Raw genomic sequence first — 21,060 nt, forward strand, 5'->3', positions numbered from 1 at the left:
GAGCCGGTGAAAGACTGCCAACTCGGGGTCGCCTCGGCGCGTCCCATTTCCGCCCCAGCGGGATCGGTATCACCGCCGACAGGGCTTCCTAGGGGGCTGACCTGGTGCCGTCGGCCGCCACCGACGGTCACCCTCGGACACCGCCGAACGATTGCCTGCCGTCGATGCGCCGAACCCCGGCCACCAGGCGCTTCGTGCATCATCCACGCCAGCGGAACCTCGGTGAACACCTTCTGAGAAACGACCGACGGGACCCCAAGGAATTGTCCGGCTTCCGACTGTCACAGCGTGAATCCGGCTGCGGTGGTAACTGTTCGTGTTCAGTCGGATGGGCTACGGTAACGGTCGTGACGAGACGTGCGGCCGAGATCCGCCTGGATGCCCTGCTGCGCACCGCCTGTGACGTGATCGTGGAGCGCGGTCTGGCCAACACCCGGACGGCCGACGTGGCACAGGCCGCCGGCGTCAGTCAGGCTCTGGTCTTCTACCACTTCGCCACGAAGGACCGGCTGCTCGCGCAGGCCTTCGCGTACGCGGTCGAGCAGGATCTGGCCCGACTGGACGCGGTGACCCGCTCCTCGGCTCCCCCGCTGACCAAGCTCCGCCGGATCCTCAAGCTCTACACCCCGGCCGGGAGGGCGACCTCCTGGTCGATGTGGATCGACGGCTGGTCCGAGTCGCTGCGTACGCCGGAGTTGGAGAAGGTGTCCCGCCGCCTCGACCTGCGTTGGCGGCAGGACCTGGCCGCGGTGATCTCCGCCGGGGTGGCCGACGGCACGTTCCAGTGCGCCGACCCGGACGGGGCCGCCTGGCGGATCAGCGCGGTGATGGACGGCCTCGCCGTCCAACTCGCCGTGCACGACCGGGTGATCTCCCGTCGGCAGTTCGGCGAGTGGGTCCGGCTGGTCACCGCCCGGGAGCTCGGCCTGGACCCGGCCGACCTGGACTGAGCCGGGCAGCGGCGCAATCGCCCCCACCAGGCCCGGCAAAACGGCTCGGGGGTGCCCCGCCGACCGGAACAATCGGCAGCATGGATCTGCTGGAGGCGTACCGCCGAAGCCTGGCCGAATTCGTCGACCGGGTGGACCAGGTCGGACCCGGCCAGTGGTCCGACCCGACCCCCTGCTCCGACTGGGACGTACGCACGCTCGTCAACCACGTGGTGAGCGAGGACCGGTGGAGCGTCCCGCTGCTCGCCGGCCGGACCATCGACGAGGTCGGCGACCGACTCGACGGCGACCAGCTCGGCGACGACCCGATCACGGCGGCGCGGGAGGCGGCCGCGCAGGCCGAGATCGCCGCCACCCATCCGGGCACGCTCGACCGCACCGTGCACCTCTCCAGCGGCCCGACCCCGGCCACCGAATACCTCAAGCAACTCCTCGCCGAGCACCTCATCCACGGCTGGGACGTGGCGGTGGCGATCGGCGCGCAGCCTCGGTTCGACCCGGACGCGGTGCACGTGGCCGCCCAGTGGTTCGCCAGCCAGCTCGACAACTACCGCCGCAACAACCTGGTCCAGACCGGAGTGCGGGTGTCCGACGCCGCCGACGAGCAGGACCACCTGCTTGCCGCCTTCGGCCGCGACCCCGACTGGACACCTGACGACTGACCCCATGCGCCCGGGCCCGGCGACCGGCAGCAGGCGGCGGCACCGTCGGCGGTGCACGTCGACGCGCGCCGGGTCGCCGTCGTGGTGGCCAGGGTGGTGACCCCGTGGGAGCCGGCGGGCAGTGCGCCGGCCAACCCCCACGTCCCCCGATCAGCGGCGGGCCGGTTGCCAACTGTCGGCCGACATCGGCCGCTCCCAGCGCCGATCCACCGGCGGGTCCTCGGCCTCGTCGGTAGTGGCCCGGGTCAGGTGTCGCAGCCGCAGCAGCAGGCCCATCCCGAGGAAGAGCAGCAGCCCGCCGAGCAGGAACGCGGCCTGCACCACGCCGAACCCACCGGACTGCGAGACCTGGCGACCGGCCGGTGGCGCCGCGTCGGCCGGGTAGCCCCCCACCGGCTCCGCCTCGGACGTGTCAGCCTCCTCGGCCGGCGCGCTCGCCGGGTCGCTGGGCCGCGCCGGGGTGGCGCTCGGCTTCGGCGTACCGGTCGGGGTGACGCCCGCACCCCGCACCGAGCGGGTGGCCGTCTGCCGGGCCAGCAGGCGCGCGTTGGCGTCGTACGCCTCGGCGGCGAGGGTGACCCGCCCCTGGGCGACGTCCTCGGCGAAGGCCACCCGGTAGCGTGCGGTGACAGTGCGGCCCGGGCAGAGCGTGCCCGGGTCGAGCTGCCGGTCGGTCAGCCGGGCCACGTCACCCTCGGTCCGGATCTCCAGGGGAAAGTCCCCGGTCTCCTCCACCCGGTCCATCTTCACCTGGTCGAGTCGGATGCCCTGCACGCTGAGCACCATCGACCAGCGCACCTTCACGCAGCCGCCGCGCCGATCCGTCCGGGACACCACCGCGGAGATCGTCCGCACCTGATCCCCGGCGGTGAACCGGGCCGGCAGGCCGCTCAACTCGGTGGTGAAGGCCGCCTGCGCCGGCGCGGCCAGGGTGAGTACCGCCCCGGTCACGCCGGCAACCAACGCCCCGACCCGCAGCGCGTACCGCCACACGATCACCACCACCTCGCCTCTTCTCGTCGCTCCCGGGAAACGCTAGGAGGAAACGGGCGGGCCGGACAGACGGGTGTCTTCGCAACCGACGCCAAGGACGGTTGGTGATTTCACCGAGAGTGGTGAACCGCTGACCCGGACGGGTGTCTCCCCCTCCTCCCGGCACCCGGGTTGCCGGTGCGCGAGAATCGCCAGGTGTCCGAGCTCTCCAGCACGTTCGTCCGGCTGCACGCCCGGCTGGCCCCGGTTCCTTTCGTCCCCGAGGTGCGCCTGCACCAGGCCGACGAGCCGATCGGGCTGTGGGAGCTGACCGAGGGCGAGTTCTCCACCGACCGGCCGCCACCGTTCTGGGCGTTCGCCTGGGCCGGCGGCCAGGCCCTCGCCCGCTACGTGACAGACCACCCGGAGCTGGTCGCCGGCCGCCGGGTGCTCGACCTCGCCTCCGGCTCCGGTCTGGTGGCCATCGCCGCCGCCCGCGCCGGGGCGGCAGCGGTGCGAGCGGTCGAGGTGGACGAGCTGGCGGTGGCGGCGGTCGCGCTCAACGCCGAGGCCAACGGGGTACGCGTCGACGCCGAGTTCGGCGACATCCTCGACACCGACGCCGGGGACGCCGAGGTGGTGCTCGCCGGGGACGTCTTCTACAGCGACGCGATGGCCCGTCGGGTGCTGCGCTTCCTGCTGCGCGCCGCCCGGGCCGGCGCACCGGCCCTGGTCGGTGACCCCGGCCGGGCGTTCCTGCCCCGCGACCGCTTCGACGAGTTGGCCGCGTACGACGTGCCGGTGCCGGAGGCGCTGGAGAGCGTCCGGGTGAAGCGCACCACCGTCTGGCAGTTGCGCGCCGGCCTGCCGGGAGCCGCCCGCTAGCGTGTCGACGTGCTCTTCTCCAGCTGGGGGTCGGTGGTCCAGGCACCCTGGCCGGACGTCGCCGAGGTGAGCGACCACGTCGGCGGACGCCACCTGGTCGTCACCCGGCACGCGTTGGTCCGTCAGGTCCTGGCCGACCCGGTCAGCTACCGGCCGGACAACGCGTTGGACGCGGTGACCCCGATGCCGGTGGCCGCGCTGCGGGTGCTCGCCGGGCACCGGTTCCGGTTGCCGCCGACCCTTGCCAACAACTCGGGTGCCAGCCACCCCGAGATCCGGGCGACCGTCGCGGCGGCGTTGCACCCCGAGCGGGTCGCCGCGCAGCGGCCCTGGCTCACCGCGCTGGTCCGGGACCGGGTCGCCCGGCTCGGCGCCCGACTCGACAGCGGCACACCTGTCGACCTGTACGCGGACCTCGCCGCCGACCTGCCGCTGCTGGTGCTGGCCCGGCTGGTCGAGCTGCCGGACGCCCCCGTCGGCGCGGTCAAGGAGTTCGCCCGCGCCGCGCTGGAGTTGTTCTGGGCGCCGCTGGACGCCGACCGGCAGCTGGCCCTCGCCGCCGAGGTGGGCCGGTTCCACCGCGTACTGCGGGACTTCGCGGCCACCGGCGGCGGGCTGGCCGGTCAGCTGCGCGCGGCCGGGCACTCGCCGGACGTGGTGGTCGGCGCGCTCTTCTTCCTGCTGGTCGCCGGGCAGGAGACCACCTCGCAGTTCCTCACCCTGCTGCTGCACCGGCTGGCCGGCGAGCCCACGGTGCGGGCCGGCCTGCGCACCGGCGAGGTAGCGGTGGCCGACGTGGTGGAGGAGGGGCTACGACTGGAGCCGCCGATCGTCACCTGGCGGCGGGTGGCGACGACGGACCGCACGTTGGGTCCGACGGCGGTGCCGGCGGGCAGCAGCCTGGTGCTCTGGCTGGGTCGTGCCGGCCGCGACCCGGCGGTGGTCGAGGCGCCCGACGAGTTCCGACCGGGCCAGCGTGGATCCCGCCGTCACCTGGCTTTCGGTGCGGGCGCCCACCGCTGCGTCGGTGACGTGCTGGCCCGGATGGAGGCGGCAGTGGTGGTTGCCGAGGCAGCGCCGCTGCTTGACGGCGTGACAGTGGTCCGCCCGCCCTGGTGCCCGGACAATCTCACCTTCCGGATGCCGGACGCCTTCGTCGTCCGCCGTCCGGTCCGGACACCGGCCTAACCAGATCCTGATCTCGCTTCGGTAGGTTTCCGGGCGTGTCAGCGACCCCCGCACGTCGGATCCTCGCCGCCGTAACAGTTCTGGCCCTGCTGCTGCTGAGCGCCTGCACAGCCGACCGTACGGTGCACGTCCGGCAGATCACCCTGGCCCAGCCGACCCCGTCCGCCACGCCGTCGGCCTCGCCGTCCCCGACGACGAAGCCCGCTCCCGGCAGCCTGGACTGGTACGTGTCGCAGGTGCCGACCTTCCCCGAGGCAGCGCCACCGCAACCGGTGCCGCTGCCGGCGACCGGCGCGGCCCCGTTCTGGCACCGCCTGCCGACCGACCAGAAGGTCGCCTTCATCACCATCGACGACGGCGGGCTGGCCCGGCCGCCCCAGGTGCCCGACTTCATCCGGCGGGCGCACATCCCGGTCACCATGTTCCTCAACTCACCCGCGGCGACGGAGCACCCCGACTACTTCCGGCAGATCGTGGTGGCGGGCGGGGTCGTCGAGAACCACACAATCACGCACACCTCGCTGGCCGGCCGGTCGTACGACCGCCAGAAACACGAGATCTGCGGGGCGGCGGACAAGCTGGAGGCGTTGTTCGGCGCGCGACCGACAGTGTTCCGGCCACCGTTCGGCGAGTACGACAGCACCACGTTGACGGCGGCGCACGACTGCGGCGCGAAGGCGGTCTTCCACTGGACCGAGACCGTGCACGAGGGGAAGGTGCGCTACCAGACCCCGGAGAAGGTGGTGCACCCCGGCGACGTGCTGCTCATGCACTTCCGGCCGGCGCTGATGGACGACCTGCTCGCGGCGCTCAAGGCGATCCACCGCGCCGGGCTCACCCCGGCGCTGCTTGAGGACTACGTGCGCTGACCGCGCACGGCGACCTGACGAAAGTAAGGGTCGGGTGGTGCCGTTCGGGCGCGGTGCGGCCACCTGCCGCGCGCCTAGCGTCAGCGCATGATCACATTACGTGGGTTGACGAAACGGTTCGGGGCGACAGTCGCTGTCGACGCGTTGACAGTCGACGTCGCGCCCGGCCGGGTCACCGGCTTCCTCGGCCCCAACGGCGCCGGCAAGTCCACCACCATGCGGATGATCCTCGGGCTGGACCGACCCACCGTCGGGCAGGCCCTCATCGGCGGACGCGGGTACCGGGAACTGCGCCGACCGCTGCACGAGGTGGGGGCGCTGCTCGACGCCCGAGCCATCCACCCGACCCGCTCCGGCCGGGCGCACCTGCTGGCCATGGCCCGCAGCAACGGCATCCCCGCCCGTCGGGTCGACGAGGTGCTGGACACCGTCGGGTTGGACGGGCGGGCCGCCGGCAAACCGGGTCGGACCCTCTCCCTCGGCATGGGCCAGCGGCTCGGCATCGCCGGCGCGCTGCTCGGCGACCCGCCGGTGCTGATGTTCGACGAACCGGTGAACGGCCTCGACCCGGACGGGGTGCGCTGGGTGCGGCAGCTCATGCGCTCGCTCGCCGACCAGGGACGGACCGTCTTCGTCTCCAGCCACCTGATGAGCGAGATGCAGCTCACCGCCGACCAACTCGTGGTGATCGGGCGGGGCCGGCTGATCGTCGACGCACCGATCGACGAGGTGATCGCCAACAGTGCGGTAGCCGTCCGGGTGCGCAGCCCGCACCCGGACGGGCTGGCCGCGCTTGCCGAGCGCCTCACCGCCACCGGCGCGAGCGTGCTGGCCGCCGACCGCAACGAACTGACCGTCACCGGCACCACCGCCGACCGGGTCGGTGACCTGGCGCACGAGCTGGGGGTGCGACTGCACGAGCTGAGCCCGCACGGCGCGTCGCTGGAGCAGGCGTTCATGGAGCTGACCGCCGACAGCGTCGAGTACGCCGGCGGTCCGACCGAAGGTGGGCACCGATGAGCACGCAGACCGACGCGGGAACCCGCCCCGCCAGCGCGCCGACCGCCGGAAAGCCGGCCGCCTTCCGGGGTGCGGTGGCCGCCGAGTGGACCAAACTGCTCTCGGTGCGCAGCACCTGGTGGACGGTGCTGGCCGGGCTGCTGGTGATGGCCGCGAGCGCCGGGCAGCTCGCCATCTACGCCGCCAACGCCAACACCAACGACGACCCGGCCGACGACCCGGGGATCGTCACCGTCGGCAGCGTGCTCATCGACGCGGTCGAGTTGACCCAGTACGCGGTGCTGGCGTTGGGCCTGCTCGCGATCACCGCCGAGTTCACAAGCGGCACCATCCGGACCACCTTGCAGTGCACCCCGTCGCGGGGTCGGGTGCTGCTGGCCAAGGCCGTGGTCACCGGTGCTGTCACCTTCGCCCTCGGGCTGCTGCTCGGCGGCGTCGGCACAGTGGTCGCCCGGCCGGTGCTCGGCGAGTGGGGCAACGCACCGGTCGGCGGCACCATCGCCGACATCGTGGCGGTGGCCGCGTACCTGGCGTTGGTGAGTGTGTTCGCGCTGGGCCTCGGTGCCGCGCTGCGCAGCGCGGTGCTCACCATCGTCGTGCTGTTCGCCACCCTGACGATCGTGCCGCTGTCCCTTCAGGAGCCGGACATCGACCTGCTGAACCGGATCGCCGACGGGTTTCCCGGCGTGGCCGGCGGGCACTTCATGGTCGGCGACACCGAGCCGTACCCGAGCCTGGTCGGGCTGCTCCTGCTCGCCGGGTGGGCCGCTGCCGCGCTGCTGCTGGGCCGGGCCGTGCTGCGCCGCCGCGACGCGTAGCGCGCACCGGCTGGGCGGGGGCCGCGCTGGCCCCCGCTCAGCCGTCGACGAGCCCCGCCTCGTACGCGAGGATCGCCGCCTGCACCCGGTTACGCACGTCCAGACGAGTGAAGATGCTCGTCAGGTAACTCTTCACGGTGCCCTCCACCAGGTGCAGCCGGCGGGCGATCTCGGCGTTCGACAGCCCCGCCCCGACCAGGGCCAGCACCTCCCGTTCCCGCTCGGTCAGCCCGGCCGTACGGTCCCGCGCGGCGGGCCGGCGGGCCAACCGCCCGGCACCCAGCTCGATCACCCGACGGGCCACCCTCGGCGACAGGTACGCGCCGCCCTCGGCGACGGCGTGCACACCGGCGAGCAACTCCCGCGGGTCACCGGCCTTGAGCAGGAACCCGCTGGCACCGTGCCCGAGCGCGCGGGCCACCTGGTCGTCCTCACCGAACGTGGTCAGCATGATCGTCGCGGTCTCCGGCACGGCCCGGCGGATCTCGGCGGCGGCGGCCAACCCGTCCAGGCGCGGCATCCGGATGTCCAGCAGCGCGATCCGAGGTCGGTGCGCACGGACCAACTCCACAGCGGCGTGTCCGTCACCGGCCTCGGCGACCACCTCGATACCGGGGTCGGTGGCGAGGATGGCCCGGACGCCGGCCCGGATCATCGCCTCGTCGTCGGCGAGCACCACCCGTACCGGCCCTGCGCTGTCGGCGTCCACTACGCGATCGACTCCTTGCTGGCCAACCGGCCGTCGGTGAAGCAGAGCCGCCAGGTCGGCTCGGCCAGGGGGAAGTTGCCGTCGGTGTAGTACTCACAGCCGGCCCGGTCGGATCCCGCGGGCCGTTCCAACTGCCGCCGGGGCAGGCCGGCCAACTCCGAGCGGGCCGTGCCGACGCGCATCCGGTCGAAGGTGGCCCGGTCCAGCACCGTCCCGGCGGTCGCCACCGGGTAGTAGACGAACGAGAGCACCAGGGCGAAGCCGGCCGGTGCCAGCAGCGCCACCACCAGGCTGCGCCGGACCCGCCGGCGGGCGTCGCGCAGCCGCCGTTCCGCGTCCACCGGTCGCTCCACGGGCGCACCGGCACCGGTTGGGGCGGCCCGACCGATGGGCCCGATCGCCTCCACCGGCGGCGCGCCTGCCGGCAACGCCGCCACCACGGCGAACCCGCCGCCCGCGCGGGGACCGGCGTCGAGCGTGCCACCGGCGAGGCGGACCCGCTCGGCGAGGGCGAGCAACCCGCTGCCCTGCGACGGCGGGGCCGGCAGCGGTTCGGCCGGCGGAGCACCGTTGACCACGCTCACCTCGACCCGCTCACCGTCGCGGGTGACCCGCACCTCGACCGGGGCGCCCGGCGCGTACCGGGCGGCGTTGGTAAGCGCCTCACGCACCACCCGGTGCGCCGCGTGGCCGGTCATCGCCGGCAGGTCCGCGACCGCCGAGGCGGCGTCCATCCGTACCGCGAGTCCGGCCTCCCGGGCATTGTCGACCAGGTCGGCGACCGTCTCCCCACGCGGACGCGGCGACGCGTCACCGTCCTCCCGGAGCACCCCGATGATCTCGTGCAGCCGCTCGGTGGCGGCGGAGACACTGGCCCGCAACTCCCCCGCCGCGGCCCGGTGCCGGTCGTCGAGGTCGGCGGCCACCTCCAGGGCGGCGGCGCGCAACGCGATCAGGCTGAGGTCGTGACCGAGGGAGTCGTGCATCTCACCGGCGATCCGGGCCCGTTCCCGCAACCGGATCCGCTCGGCGGCGCCGCGCTCCTCGCGGGTCAGCGCCTCGACGTGGCGCCGACCGGCGTCTGCCAACTCCTGCTGCTGACGCCGGTACCGGCCCACCAACCAGGGGAACACCGCGGCGAACAGCAGCACCGAGGCCAGCAGGAACCAGGTGGCCGCGCCGGTGCCGAACAGGCCCAGGTTGAGCGCCGTACCGCCGGCCGCGATCAACACGAAGACCCCGACGGCGGGAGCGGCGGAAGCGGTGCGCCGCCCCGCGAGGTAGCTGAGCACGGGGATGGCGAAGACGAAGTTGCCGTCGACCACCGACCCGGACACCGCCAGCACGAGGGCGACGAGCGGTCTGCGCCGACTGACCAGCACGGCAACGCCGAGCAGCAGCAGCTTGCCGACGAGCATCGGCACGGCGTACCGCTGGTGGGGCGGGCTGATCCCGGCGTAGCCGACCGGGGCCGCGACCACCACCCAGAGCAGCGCGTCCAGCAGCAGGCGACGCCGCCGATCCAGCGGGTCGGGCGGCGAGCAGTCGAGGATCCGCACGGCGGCCAGGCTACCGACGTCCGACCTGCGCGGACACCGACGAAAGTCAGGTGTCAGCCGCTCTCTTCGGCCCACACCCGCCAGTCGTCGAGCACCCCGTGCAGGGCCGGCGTGAGCCAGCCCGGCGCGGAGCGCCGGAACACCCCCGGGTCCATCGCGCCGGCCCCGTCCGGCAGCGCGCCGAGCAGATTCGGCACCAGATCGGTGAGGTTGGTCCAGTGCACCAACTCCGGCCGGCCCGGCCAGGCGCCGATCACCACCCCGGCCGGCACCGCCCGCCGGTCGAGCGCCTCCAGGGTCAGCGCCGTGTGGTTGAGCGTGCCCAAGCCGGCGCGGGCGACCACAACGGCGGGCGCGCCGAGCGACACCGCCAGGTCGGCCATCGTCCACGGCTCCCCCGACGGACGCAGCCCCATCGGCACCAGCAACCCACCCGCGCCCTCGATCAGCACCAGGTCGTGTTTGTCCGCCTCCGCGCGGACCGCGTCCACCGCCTCGTACAACTCCAGCGGCGGCAGGTCCGCCACCCGGGCGGCGGCCAGCGGGGCGAGCGGGTCGGGATAACTGGCCAGGGTGCGGCCGGTAAGGGGGGCAGCCAGCCGGTTCACCGCGTCCACGTCGCCCGGTTCACCGCCGGCCGTACCCGTCTGAGCCGGTTTGACCACCGCGACCCGCAGCCCGGCGGCCTGCGCCGCGGCCGCGATGGCCGCGGTCGTCACCGTCTTGCCGACCTCGGTGTCGGTCCCGGTAACCAGGACCGGCCCGGCCCACCCGGTCATGGGAGAACCTCCGCCCGCGGGGCTGGCACACCCGGCACACCCCTCGCGCTCACGGGGCACACTCCACGATGACCTCCACTGCCTGCTCGAAATCCGCCCGGGGCACCCCGGCACTGACCGTGAGGCGCAGGCGGGACCGGCTGTCCGGGGTGGACGGCGGTCGGAAACAGCCCACCGCGACACCCAACTCCCGGCAGTCGGCCGCCCAGGCGGTCGCCGCCTCCGGCCCGGGGGCGGTCACCGAGATCACCGCCGCGTCCGGCGCGGAGACGGTCAGGCCGGCTGCCCGCAGTCGACCGACCGCCAGCCGCACCCGGTCGGAGAGCTCCGCGCGCAGGTCGTCGCCGCCGCGGGCCAGCCGCAGCGCGGCATGCACCCCGGCGGCGACCGCCGGGGGCAGGGCCGTGTCGAAGATGAAGGTACGCCCGGTCTCGACCAGATGCCTGACGAACTCGGCCGGGCCGGCGACCACACCACCGGCACCACCGAGCGCCTTGGACAGGGTGGCGGTCACCAGCACGTCCGGTTCGCCGGCCAGCCCGGCGGCGGCCACCGCGCCGGCGCCGGCCGGACCGGTCACGCCGAGCGCGTGCGCGTCGTCGATAAGCAGCAGCGCACCGTGGCGGCGGGCGACAGCGTGCAGCCGGGTCAGCGGCGCGAGGTCACCGTCGACCGAGAAGACCGACTCGGTCACCACCACCGCCGGGCGGCCCGGAGCGGCAGCGAGCGCGGCGGTCACGGCGTCCACGTCGGCGTGCGGGGTGACCACTGTCTCCGCCCCGGAGATCCGGCAGCCGTCGATCAGGGAGGCGTGGTTGTGGGCGTCGGACACGAGCAGCGTCCGAGGCTGCACGAGCGCCCGCAGCGCACCGAGGTTGGCCAGGTAGCCGGAGGAGAAGACGAGGGCGCGTTCGGTGCCCAACCACCGCGCCAGCTCGTCCTCCAGCGCCTGGTGGGCGTCGGTGGAGCCGCGCACCAGGCGCGACCCGGTGGCTCCCAACCCGTACGCCGACAGCGCCGCCGTGGCCGCGGCGGTGACCTCCGGGTGGGTGGCCAGGCCGAGATAGTCGTTGCCGGCCAGATCGGTCACCCCGTCGCCAGCGGGTCGCGGGTGCAGTCGCCGGGTCAGCCCGGCCTTCGCCCGCAACTGCGCGCGGCGGTCGAGCGCCGCCAGCCAGTCCGCCACCGTCACCCCTTCGCCGCCGTCCGGGCCGGTCAGCCCGACACCCGCCGGGCGAAATTACCACCCGCCACCGTCGGTCCGACGGATCCACTCGGTGCGGGCGGCCGGCGGGCTGCCAGGCCATTCCGGCTGATCCGGGGGCCTTGTAGGGTACGAGCCATGCCAGAGATCCTCGACCAGGCCCGGACCCAGGTGCTGGGTGACGGTGTCGGCCTCGACCAGGCCGGCATCCTCGCGGTGCTCAACCTGCCCGACGAGCACCTGCCCGCCGCGCTGCAACTCGCCCACGACGTGCGGATGCGCTGGTGCGGTCCCGAGGTCGAGGTGGAGGGCATCGTCTCGCTGAAGACCGGCGGCTGCCCGGAGGACTGCCACTTCTGCTCCCAGTCCGGCCTGTTCACCTCCCCGGTGCGCTCGGTCTGGCTGGACATCCCGTCGCTCGTCGAGGCGGCGAGGCAGACCGCCAAGACCGGAGCTACCGAGTTCTGCATCGTCGCGGCCGTGCGCGGCCCGGACGACCGGCTGATGAAGCAGATGCGCGAGGGTGTCGCCGCCATCAGGGCCGAGGTCGACATCCAGGTCGCCGCGTCGCTGGGGATGCTCTCCCAGGAGCAGGTCGACGACCTGGTCGACATGGGTGTGCACCGCTACAACCACAACCTGGAGACCTGCCGGTCGTACTTCCCCAACGTGGTCACCACACACACCTGGGAGGAGCGCTGGGAGACGCTGCGGATGGTGCGCGACTCCGGCATGGAGGTGTGCTGCGGTGGCATCCTCGGCCTCGGCGAGACCGTCGAGCAGCGGGCCGAGTTCGCCGCGCAGCTCGCCGAGCTGAACCCGCACGAGGTGCCGCTCAACTTCCTCAATCCCCGGCCCGGTACGCCGCTCGGCGACCGCCCGGTGGTGGAGGGCAAGGACGCGCTGCGGGCCATCGCCGCGTTCCGGCTGGCCATGCCACGTACCATCCTCCGGTACGCCGGTGGTCGCGAGATCACCCTCGGTGACCTGGGCACCCGCGACGGCCTGCTCGGCGGCATCAACGCGGTGATCGTCGGCAACTACCTGACCACGCTGGGCCGGCCGGCGACCGCAGACCTCGACCTGCTCGACGAACTGAAGATGCCGGTCAAGGCCCTGTCCGCGACCCTCTGAGCTGATCGGTGAGGACGACGTGACCGAGCTTGTGGCAGCGCAGCGCTGGTGTGACCGCTGCGGCGAGGACGCGTCGGCCGCCGGGCACGAGTCGTGCGCGGCGGCCCGCGCGCTGGAGCCGCCGCGCTACTGCCCGCAGTGCCGACGCCGGATGAAGGTGCAGGTGCTGCCGGTCGGCTGGTCGGCGGTCTGCGTCGAGCACGGCGAGAACCGAGGCTGAGCCGGTGCTGCGCGGGCGGGCGGTGACCCTGCGACCGGCGACGGTCGCGGACGTGCCGACCCTCGCGGCGATCCGGGCCGCCCCGGAGGTACGCCGGTGGTGGCGTGGCGGCGACGACCTCGCCGACTCCGTCCGCGCCGACCTCGGCGACGACGACCTGCACGTGTACGCCGTCGAGCACGACGGCCGGGTGGTCGGCGCGATCCAGTGGCACGCCGAAACGGACCCGGACTACCGGCACGCCAGCCTGGACGTCTTCCTCGACCCGGCGGTGCGCGGCGCGGGGCTCGGCGTGGACGCGATCCGCACCCTCACCCGGCACCTGATCGACGAGTACGGTCACCACCGCTTCACCATCGACCCGGCCGCGGCGAACAGCGCCGCGATCCGCGCGTACGCGAAGGTCGGTTTCCGCCCGGTGGGTGTGCTGCGCCGTTACGAGCGCGGCGAGGACGGGCGCTGGCACGACGGCCTTCTGATGGATCTGCTCGCCGACGACCTGGTGGAGTGACTCAGCCGTCCCAGCACAGGTTCCCGTCGGGGAGCCGGCGGGCGCCCTCGGCGGGTTGGTGGGGGCTGAGCCGCCCCTCCGGCATGAGGTGCGCCACCGGCGTTCCCCGACCGAGGGTCACGACGTCGGCGATCACCCGGCGGTGGCAGCGCCACCAGAGGCTCTCGCTGCACATCACGGCAGTGGTCCGCTGGGCCGCGTCGGTAAGCACCTTGGTCAGCGCCACGTCGAACTCCGGGCTGCGGGTGTACGCGGCGTACGCCCGGAACGCGGCGACCTTCCACCAGGTGTCCGGCTCGGGGTCGCCGGCCCGGACGTGCCGGCGTCCGCCCAGGTCCGGCTCCCAGCGGTAGTCGATCCCGCACTCGGGTAACCACCGCTCAAGTTCCGCGCGGTTGACGTCCGGGTTGGTGCGGCTGGCCGGGTACCGTCGCACGTCCACGAGCACTGTCACCCCGGCACCGGTCAGCAACTCTCCCAGCCGCACCCGGTCGGCTGTGCCATGCCCGACGGTCAGCAACTCCCCCACGCAGATGACTTGCCCGAAATCCCGGACGGTTATCCCCGGTCCCGGGCGAGATCTTGGACAGTCACCGCTCCACCCGAGGACCGGAGACTCTCCAGGACCTCGACTCAGGCGGGGCGTGCCCGGCACCCACGGTGCCGGACACGCCCCGGTCCTGCGCGAACGGATCTGCGCCTAGCGCTGGAGGGTCAGGACACCCGGCCGCCACGGCAGCAGGTTGTAGTCGCCTCCCGCACTGGGGTTCTTGCCCTGGTACAGGAACTGCAGGTTGCAGGCGTCGATGGTCTTGGTCTGGTCGGGGTTGGTGCGGACCAGGTCACCGTGGCTGATGTCGTTGGTCCACGTCGCGCCGCTGTTGGCCTTGCCGGCGAAGGGGTTGCTCTCGCTGGCGGCCTGCGGGGTCCACGAGCCGTTCAGGCTGCTGGACGTGAACGACCGGAAGTAGCGTCCCTGGCTCCCGATCGCCTCGACGATCATCAGGTACTGGTTCTGGCCCGCCACCTTGTAGACCTCGACGCCCTCGAACAGGTTGTTCGTCGAGTCCGTCATGATCGTCGTGTAGGTCGAGCCGAAGCTGCCCGGGAAGTTCCCCAGCGGCATGCTCGACCGGTAGATCTTGCCGTTGTCCCCGGCGAAGAACAGGTACATGTTCTGGTCGTCGCCGATGAGGGTCTGGTCGATCACCCCGTACGGGGCGTCGCTGAGGGTGGCGGTGGACAGCGTCTGCGCCGAGGACCAGCCGTTGGCGTTCGTCGGGTCGCTCGACGTCTTGTAGCTGAACGAGGTCGGTCCCCACTGGTACGCCAGCACCCAGATGTTCTTCGGGGCGAAGTACAGCAGCGTGGGTGCCACGGTGCCCTGGCTCATACCGTTCTGGCTGGCCGAGGCCATGTCGGACCAGTTGGTGAACGGGCCGAAGTTCATCGAGCTGTACTGGCCGCTGCTGTTGACGTACGACCCGTAGACCAGGTGCTGGCCGTTGTAGACGACGTTGGTGAAGTCCTTGAGCGAGACCCAGCCGTTCTTCGGGTTGGTGAGTGCGCCGGTCGACGACCACCGGTAGGTCGACGGGAGCGCGCAGCCGCTCGCCGGGGGCGTGGTCGGTGGCGGCGTGGTGGCCGGGGGCGTGGTCGGCGGCGACGTGGTGCCGCCACCGAAGTCGGTCCGCCACTGCTGGTTGGTCTGCCCGTGGCAGTCGTACAGCTGGACCTGCTGGCCGTTGCCGGTGCCCCAGACGTCCAGGCAGCGGCCGGACTGCACGCCGCTGATGGTGCCGTTGGAGTTGATGTTCCACTGCTGGTTCGACTGGCCGTTGCAGTCCCAGATGATGACTCCGGTGCCGTTCGCGGAGGCCCCGCCGTTGGCGTCGAGGCACTTGCTGCCGTAGACCATCAACTGCTTGCTCGCGGTGTACGTCCACTGCTGGTTCGACTGGGTGTGGCAGTCGTAGAGCTGGACGCGGGTGCCGTTGGTCTGCGTGGCGTTGGGCACGTCGATGCACCGGCCCGACTGCACGCCGACGATCCGACCGGCGCCGCCACTCGGCGGCGGGCTGGTGGTCGGACTCACCGTCGGGGTCACCGTCGGGGTCGCGGTCGGGCTCGACGTCGGGGGGGCCGCGTTCAGCGCGTTGAGGACGGAGTTGTAGGCGGCCTTCTTGTTGCCGCTGCCGTCGAAGAGCAGCGGGCTCTCGTTCGAGCGCCAGGAGTCGCTGTCGCGTACCCCCCAGACGGTGATGCCGATGCAGCGCGGCACGTTCAGGCACGCCTGGGTCAGCCCGGCGTACTGGGTGGTGGAGGAGTTGGTGACGTCGACCTCGGTCAGCGCCACGTCCACACCGAGCGCGGCGAAGCTGGACAGCGTGGTCTGGAAGTTGCTCGGCAGCGAGCTGCCGCCGGTGAAGTGGGTCTGCAAACCGACGCAGTCGATCGGCACGCCCCGGGACTTGAAGTCCTGGATCATGCGGTAGACGCCCTGCGTCTTGCCGTACGACCAGTTCTCGATGTTGTAGTCGTTGTAGCAGAGCTTGACCGACGGGTCGGCCGCCCGCGCGGTGCGGAACGCCACCTCGATCCAGTCGTTGCCGGTGCCCTGGAGGTTGGACGAGCGGCGGCTGCCGTCCTCGTTGAACGCCTCGTTGACCACGTCCCACGCGGCGAGCTTGCCCCGGTAGTGGCCCATCACGCCGTTGATGTGGTCGATCATCGCCTGCCGCAGGCTGCTGCCGTTCAGGCTCTGCATCCAGCCCGGCTGCTGCGCGTGCCAGGCCAGGGTGTGCCCACGGACCTGCAGGCCGCGCTGGGTCGCCCAGTTGTAGATCTGGTCACCGGAGTTGAAGTTGAACTGGCCCCGCTGGGGCTGCGTCGCTTCCGGCTTCATCTCGTTCTCGGCGGTGATCATGTTGAACTCACGCGCCGCGATCGTGCTGTACGTGGAATTGCTCAGCCGGCTTGCCGCGATGGCGGTGCCGAAGTACCGGCCCGACTGCGCGGCGGCCGCGCCGAGCGTGCTCGCGGCGGCGTTCGCCGAGGGCATCATCACCGCGACGGCGGCCACAGTCACGACGCTGAACGCGCCGGCGAGCAGCGCTCGGACGGCGGTTGAGCGCCGTCGCCGAGTGCCGCCGCGATGAACAGATGGGCTCATTTCCATCTCGGCCTCCTTACTGGCCTACACCCGGGCCGCCGAGGCGGAACGACCGGACGTCTGGGGTGGGATATCCAACTCAGTCGATGCTAACGACGCGCCGGTCCGGGCAATGGTTTTACGGAAAAGTTTCGGAAATGTTTTCGTCTTGCGCGGCGTGGCCGGTCGCCCGGGCGCGGTACCGGCCACGCCACGCCGCGTCGACGAGTCAGGAGACGGTGCAGGCGGCGCCGTTCAGGGTGAAGGTGGCCGGCCTGGTGGTGCTGCCGGTGTGGGTGCCGTTGAAGCCGAAGCTCGTCGACGCACCCGGCGCCAGTGTCCCGTTGTAGGACAGGTTCGACGCGGTCACCGCGGTGCCGATCTGGGTCACGTTCGCCGACCAGGCCTGCCCGATCTTCTGCCCGCTGCTTGCGAACGTGAACGCGAGCGTCCAGCCGTTGATCGCCGTGGTGCCGGTGTTGGTGATCGTGATGTTCGCGGTGAACCCGGTGTCCCAGTTGTTCGCCGTCCAGGTCAGCGCGCAGCCGCCGCCGGCAGGCGGGGCCGTGGTGGTGACAGTGACGCCGGGCGACGCGGCCGACACGTTTCCGGCCGCGTCCACGGCCACCACGTAGAACTGGTACGACGTCGACGCGGTCAGCCCGGACACCGCCACGGTGGAACCGGTGGGTGAGCCGACCAGCACGTCTGTCGTGCCGGCCTCGCGGTAGACCCGGTACCCGGTGACCCCGACGTTGTCGGTCGACGGGGTCCAGGCCAGGGTGAGCCCGGTGGCGGTGACCGCCGAGGCGACCGGGGTGCCGGGGGTGCTCGGCGCCGTCGTGTCGGTGGAGCCGGTCGGCGGTGTGGTCACGGTGAGCACCGGTGAGGCGGTCGACCTGTTGCCCGCGCCGTCGAGGGCCACGACGGTGAACTCGTACGACGTCGCCGGCAGCAGCGTGGAGATGGTAAGCGTCGTGCCGGTGACCGGCCGGACCACCACCGTGTCGCTGCCGACCTGCACCTCGCGGACCTCGTAACCGGCCAGGCCACTGCCGCCGCTGTCGGTGGACGCCGCCCAGGTCAGGGTGACCGAGCGGGACGCGAGACCAGACGCGGCGGGCTTGCCCGGCGCGGTCGGGGCGGTGGTGTCCGGGGTGGCCGGTCCGGGCTCCACACCCCAGACGCGGGTGCTACCGGCGTAGAGCGGAACCTTGCGGTTCGGGCCGGCGGTCGCCTGGTACGACGGGTCGTTTGTCGGGTCCCAGGTGCCGCCCTCCGGCACGCCGATCTTGAACTGGACCTCCATCCGGTGCTGCGACTGCCCGGCCGGGGCGATGGTGTAGCCGGTGCAGTCCACCTCGACGTACCAGATGTCGCCGCTGAACTGTTTGGCAGTGGTCGGCGACGGGCAGCCCTGGGTGTAGCCGGAGGTGACCTGCACGGGGCCGGTGCCGTCGGGCCGGAAGTAGTACCGGAACTTACCGTTGGTCAGTGCCCGGGCCGGGAACGCCGACTTGTTGTAGACGATCGCCTTGAGCCCGGTGGCCCGGGGTTCGGCCTGCATCACAGTGGTCTCCACTGTCATCTCGTCCATGTCGGGCGTCTCGGCGACCGGGAAGTTCGCCAACGGGCTGCCGCCGTACTCGGAGGTCAGCCGGACCAGCGACGAGGTGAAACCGGCGTTGTAGTCGGTGGCGACCTCGTTCATCACGTAGTCGGACCGGCTGTCGGTGTACGCGTCGTTGGCCGAGGACGGGCCGCCGACAAGCGCCCCGTAGAGGGTGTGCCGGGTCTCGACGGGCACGGTCTGGCTGTCCCACCAGGACCCGTGCGCGGTGCGGTGGTGCGGGTTCTTCGGTGCGTTGGCCCCGAACCCGATGACGTAGCTGGAGTTGCGCGGGTTGTCGCCGAGCGCGTAGTTGATCTGCCGGACGGCGAAGTCGTGGTAGCGCGCCTTGCGCGTGGTGTCGGTGGTCTTGTCGCTGTAGACCAGCGCGGCGAAGGAGGTGTTGGCGGCGTAGCGAAGCGCACCCCAGGAGTCGAGCACCGCCATCCCGCCCGGCGAGTACGGCACCCGCTGCCCGTTCACCCCGACGGTCCAGTAGTCCAGCCAGCGGTTGGCGTCGTCGACGTACTTCTGCTTACCGGTCAGGTTGGCCAGCAGCACGTACGCGCCGAACTGCTTGTTGTCCCAGGCGATGGTCCACTTGTAGGAGCGGGTGGTGGACTGCGGCTCGGTGCCGAGCTTGTCGTACTCACTCTCGGCCTTGGCCAGGTAGCTGGCGTCGCCGGTGGCCCGGTAGAGCCAGATGGCACCCCACACCAGCTCGTCCTGGTAGCCGCTCCACGACTTGTAGAACGACGCCGCGTCGGTGATGCACTCGCTGTAGGACTTCCGGACCGTGTCGGCGAAGGTGTAGAGCTGCTTCGCGTGGCTGAGCAGCTTGTCCGCGTAGGTCGCGTCGGTGGGCCGGAACACCATCGAGGAGGCGGCCATCGCCGCCGCCGTCTCGCCGGCGAGGTCCGCGCCGCCACAGCTCGCATCGATCTTGTACGCGGGCCGCGCCATCGGCAGCACCTCGGCCGGACCCCACCACTTGTGGTCGTCGTCGCCCTTGCCGACCTGCCCGTAGAGGACGTTGGCCGACGGGTGCGCCTTGATGAAGTAGTCGTTGACGAAGCGCAGGTTGTTGAGCAGGTGCGGCAGCTGCCCGGAGGCCGTGTAGCCGCTGCGGTACTCGACAGCCCCCCAGGCGAGCATTGTGGCGCTGAACGCCATCGGGAAGCCGAACTTCACGTGGTCACCGGCGTCGTACCAGCCGCCGGTGAGGTCGAGCCCGGCGCTGGCACCGTCGGTGAGCGCGCTGTCCCCGCGCCAGGAGACCCGGTTCCAGTCGGGCAGCTCGCCGGACTGCTGCGCCTCATAGAAGAGCAGTGACTTCTGCAACGCCTCGGCGTAGTTGAAGGTCGCCGGGGCCGCGGACGCGGGTGCCGAAGCCGGCCCGGCGGCCACCATGGACAGGCCGGTGAGCACTGCGATGCCGGCGCTCAGCAGCCGGCGGGGCCAGGGTTGGTCGACGACCGGTGAGCGGCCGGGAACCGACCGGGTGGCATGGCGCATGGCGGGCTCCTGTCGGAGGCGCCGCCGATGGTCGCACCGACGCGGGACGGCGTTCGGGCGGCACGGCCACCGGCGACATCGGGGGTGGCGGTATGACCATGGCAGCTGGTGGAAGCGCTCCCATGGATAAGCGACAATGTAATGTGGTCGCCGCCGATTGGGAAGCCCGTGTCCCGCCGCCAGCGCCACCGCACCCGTGCGCGTTACGGCGACACGCGTACGCCAGCGCGAGAAGCCGGTCCGGCAGTCACTCCAACCGAGACGTTGCCCCAGCTCAGCCCGGTTGACCGATGCCGTCGGGGCGTCCCGTCAGTGGATCATGGGCGGCCCCTCGACCCAATCCCCGGAGGAACCCTCATGCCACTGCGTCGGCGCCTGATGCACTCGGCCGTCTGCACGGCCGCCGCCACGGCCGTTTTCGCCATCGCCGCACCGGCCTGGGCATCGAGCATCGTCCCCCTCAACCGCGCCCATGTCGGCGCGACGGCGGGAGCGTTCCAGCAGGAGTGCCAGGACCCGAAGTTCGGTGCCCGACCCACCGACCAGGACGGCTGGCACTTCGTGCTGCCCACCAAGCAGGCCGGCGACTTCCAGAGCCTGTCGCTGACCTTCAAGGACACCGCGGGCGTCTCCGTGACGGTGACCGTGCCGAACCCCGCCGACCCCTACACCGACTTCCTGTCCGCCAACGGCGGAGGCGACAAGCAGGTGAAGCACGCCTATCTCCTCACCCCGGCCGGATGGACGTTGACCGGCGGCAGCGCCCTGGTCAGCGGCGTGGGCGAGCGGTTCAACCTCAGCCACACGTGCGCTGGCACCGCGGCCACCGAGTCGCCGACCCCGACCACACCGACCACGCAGTCGCCGACGCCGACGCCGACCACACCGGCCACCACCACGCCGACGGCGACGCCGACGGGCTCGGCCGCGCCGTCGGAGTCGGCGACCCCCGGCGACTCAGCCTCGGCGTCGGCGTCAGCGTCAGCGTCGGCGTCGGCCTCCGCAGGCGCGGGCGGCGGTGGTGACAACGGCGGCGATCTCCCGCTCACCGGCGTGGCAGTCACCACCTACGCACTCGGCGGTGTCGCCCTCATCGGCGGCGGCGCCCTGCTGATGATGCGTCGCCGTCGCGACCGGATCACCTTCACCAGCTGACCGACGACGCCGACGACCGGCCCCGGACACCGCTCCGAGGGCCGGTCGTCGGCTTTTCCGACCCGCCTACTCATCCGCTCGATCCGGTCAGACCACCGCACGGACGAACGAGCGGTCGGTGGGGCGCGGTGCCACCGCGCCGGGCAAACT

At 72.2% G+C, this 21,060-nt stretch carries 19 protein-coding genes; 11 read left to right on the forward strand and 8 right to left on the reverse strand.

Annotated elements, in window-relative coordinates:
* Positions 1-347 precede the first annotated feature (347 nt).
* Both AB0B85_RS16450 and AB0B85_RS16455 read left to right on the forward strand, forming a co-directional pair.
* Positions 348-950, forward strand: coding sequence for a TetR/AcrR family transcriptional regulator (locus AB0B85_RS16450; protein ID WP_357407969.1), 603 nt, complete (start codon positions 348-350; stop codon positions 948-950).
* An 80-nt stretch (positions 951-1,030) separates the two neighbouring features.
* Complete coding sequence (locus AB0B85_RS16455; protein ID WP_357407971.1) at positions 1,031-1,612, forward strand: TIGR03086 family metal-binding protein; 582 nt, start codon at positions 1,031-1,033, stop codon at positions 1,610-1,612.
* 150 nt (positions 1,613-1,762) lie between these two features.
* On the opposite strand, the gene AB0B85_RS16460 is transcribed toward AB0B85_RS16455, so the two are convergent.
* Positions 1,763-2,617 carry a hypothetical protein gene (locus tag AB0B85_RS16460; protein ID WP_357407973.1) on the reverse strand — a complete coding sequence of 285 codons (855 nt, stop codon included), beginning with the start codon at positions 2,615-2,617 and terminating at the stop codon, positions 1,763-1,765.
* A gap of 183 nt (positions 2,618-2,800) precedes the next feature.
* On the opposite strand from AB0B85_RS16460, the gene AB0B85_RS16465 reads away from it, so the two are divergent.
* The 5 genes from AB0B85_RS16465 to AB0B85_RS16485 all read left to right on the forward strand — a co-directional run bounded on the left by AB0B85_RS16465 (position 2,801) and on the right by AB0B85_RS16485 (position 7,364).
* Complete coding sequence (locus AB0B85_RS16465; protein WP_357407975.1) at positions 2,801-3,469, forward strand: 50S ribosomal protein L11 methyltransferase; 669 nt, start codon at positions 2,801-2,803, stop codon at positions 3,467-3,469.
* A gap of 33 nt (positions 3,470-3,502) precedes the next feature.
* On the forward strand, positions 3,503-4,657 hold the full coding sequence (locus tag AB0B85_RS16470; protein WP_357408139.1) for a cytochrome P450: 1,155 nt from the start codon (positions 3,503-3,505) through the stop codon (positions 4,655-4,657).
* Between the two features lie 35 nt (positions 4,658-4,692).
* On the forward strand, positions 4,693-5,526 hold the full coding sequence (locus AB0B85_RS16475; RefSeq protein WP_357407977.1) for a polysaccharide deacetylase family protein: 834 nt from the start codon (positions 4,693-4,695) through the stop codon (positions 5,524-5,526).
* 87 nt (positions 5,527-5,613) lie between these two features.
* Complete coding sequence (locus tag AB0B85_RS16480) at positions 5,614-6,546, forward strand: ATP-binding cassette domain-containing protein (RefSeq protein WP_357407979.1); 933 nt, start codon at positions 5,614-5,616, stop codon at positions 6,544-6,546.
* Entirely contained in the window at positions 6,543-7,364 is an 822-nt protein-coding gene (locus AB0B85_RS16485) for an ABC transporter permease (RefSeq protein ID WP_357407981.1), read from the forward strand. The genes AB0B85_RS16480 and AB0B85_RS16485 overlap by 4 nt, the downstream gene beginning before the upstream one ends.
* Positions 7,365-7,401: 37 nt before the next feature.
* Here AB0B85_RS16485 and AB0B85_RS16490 read toward each other — a convergent pair whose 3' ends face one another.
* Genes AB0B85_RS16490 through AB0B85_RS16505 form a run of 4 tightly spaced genes read right to left on the reverse strand, consistent with a single transcriptional unit; the run spans position 7,402 to position 11,597 of the window.
* Positions 7,402-8,073: a response regulator transcription factor gene (locus tag AB0B85_RS16490; protein WP_357407983.1), complete on the reverse strand. Its 672-nt coding sequence runs from the start codon at positions 8,071-8,073 to the stop codon at positions 7,402-7,404.
* Positions 8,073-9,632, reverse strand: coding sequence for a histidine kinase (locus AB0B85_RS16495; RefSeq protein ID WP_357407985.1), 1,560 nt, complete (start codon positions 9,630-9,632; stop codon positions 8,073-8,075). Before AB0B85_RS16495 ends, AB0B85_RS16490 begins: the two co-directional genes overlap by 1 nt.
* Positions 9,633-9,685: 53 nt before the next feature.
* Complete coding sequence (gene bioD / locus AB0B85_RS16500) at positions 9,686-10,411, reverse strand: dethiobiotin synthase (protein ID WP_357407987.1); 726 nt, start codon at positions 10,409-10,411, stop codon at positions 9,686-9,688.
* Between the two features lie 49 nt (positions 10,412-10,460).
* Positions 10,461-11,597 (reverse strand): 8-amino-7-oxononanoate synthase, encoded by a 1,137-nt coding sequence (locus AB0B85_RS16505; RefSeq protein WP_357407989.1) that lies wholly within the window; start codon positions 11,595-11,597, stop codon positions 10,461-10,463.
* Positions 11,598-11,753: 156 nt separating this feature from the next.
* On the opposite strand from AB0B85_RS16505, the gene bioB reads away from it, so the two are divergent.
* From bioB to AB0B85_RS16520, 3 genes are read left to right on the forward strand one after another with little or no spacing between them, the layout of a single operon-like run.
* Positions 11,754-12,749, forward strand: a complete 996-nt coding sequence (bioB, locus tag AB0B85_RS16510) for a biotin synthase BioB (protein ID WP_357407991.1) — start codon at positions 11,754-11,756, stop codon at positions 12,747-12,749.
* Positions 12,750-12,753: 4 nt separating this feature from the next.
* Positions 12,754-12,969 (forward strand): hypothetical protein, encoded by a 216-nt coding sequence (locus AB0B85_RS16515; protein WP_357408141.1) that lies wholly within the window; start codon positions 12,754-12,756, stop codon positions 12,967-12,969.
* A 4-nt stretch (positions 12,970-12,973) separates the two neighbouring features.
* Positions 12,974-13,480, forward strand: a complete 507-nt coding sequence (locus tag AB0B85_RS16520) for a GNAT family protein (protein WP_357407993.1) — start codon at positions 12,974-12,976, stop codon at positions 13,478-13,480.
* A 1-nt stretch (position 13,481) separates the two neighbouring features.
* Here AB0B85_RS16520 and AB0B85_RS16525 read toward each other — a convergent pair whose 3' ends face one another.
* The 3 genes from AB0B85_RS16525 to AB0B85_RS16535 form a co-directional block, all read right to left on the reverse strand.
* Entirely contained in the window at positions 13,482-14,009 is a 528-nt protein-coding gene (locus AB0B85_RS16525) for a DUF488 domain-containing protein (protein ID WP_357407995.1), read from the reverse strand.
* Positions 14,010-14,180: 171 nt separating this feature from the next.
* Positions 14,181-16,658, reverse strand: a complete 2,478-nt coding sequence (locus tag AB0B85_RS16530) for a non-reducing end alpha-L-arabinofuranosidase family hydrolase (protein ID WP_357407997.1) — start codon at positions 16,656-16,658, stop codon at positions 14,181-14,183.
* 202 nt (positions 16,659-16,860) lie between these two features.
* The gene (locus AB0B85_RS16535) at positions 16,861-19,755 is read right to left on the reverse strand and encodes a glycoside hydrolase family 9 protein (RefSeq protein WP_357407999.1); all 2,895 of its coding nucleotides are present in this window, start codon (positions 19,753-19,755) and stop codon (positions 16,861-16,863) included.
* A 357-nt stretch (positions 19,756-20,112) separates the two neighbouring features.
* Here AB0B85_RS16535 and AB0B85_RS16540 point away from each other — a divergent pair, with 357 nt between their 5' ends.
* Positions 20,113-20,910, forward strand: coding sequence for an LPXTG cell wall anchor domain-containing protein (locus AB0B85_RS16540; protein WP_357408001.1), 798 nt, complete (start codon positions 20,113-20,115; stop codon positions 20,908-20,910).
* The last annotated feature ends 150 nt before the right edge of the window (positions 20,911-21,060 follow it).

The organism is Micromonospora sp. NPDC049044 (genome assembly GCF_040649215.1).
Taxonomy (GTDB): Bacteria; Actinomycetota; Actinomycetes; order Mycobacteriales; family Micromonosporaceae; genus Micromonospora.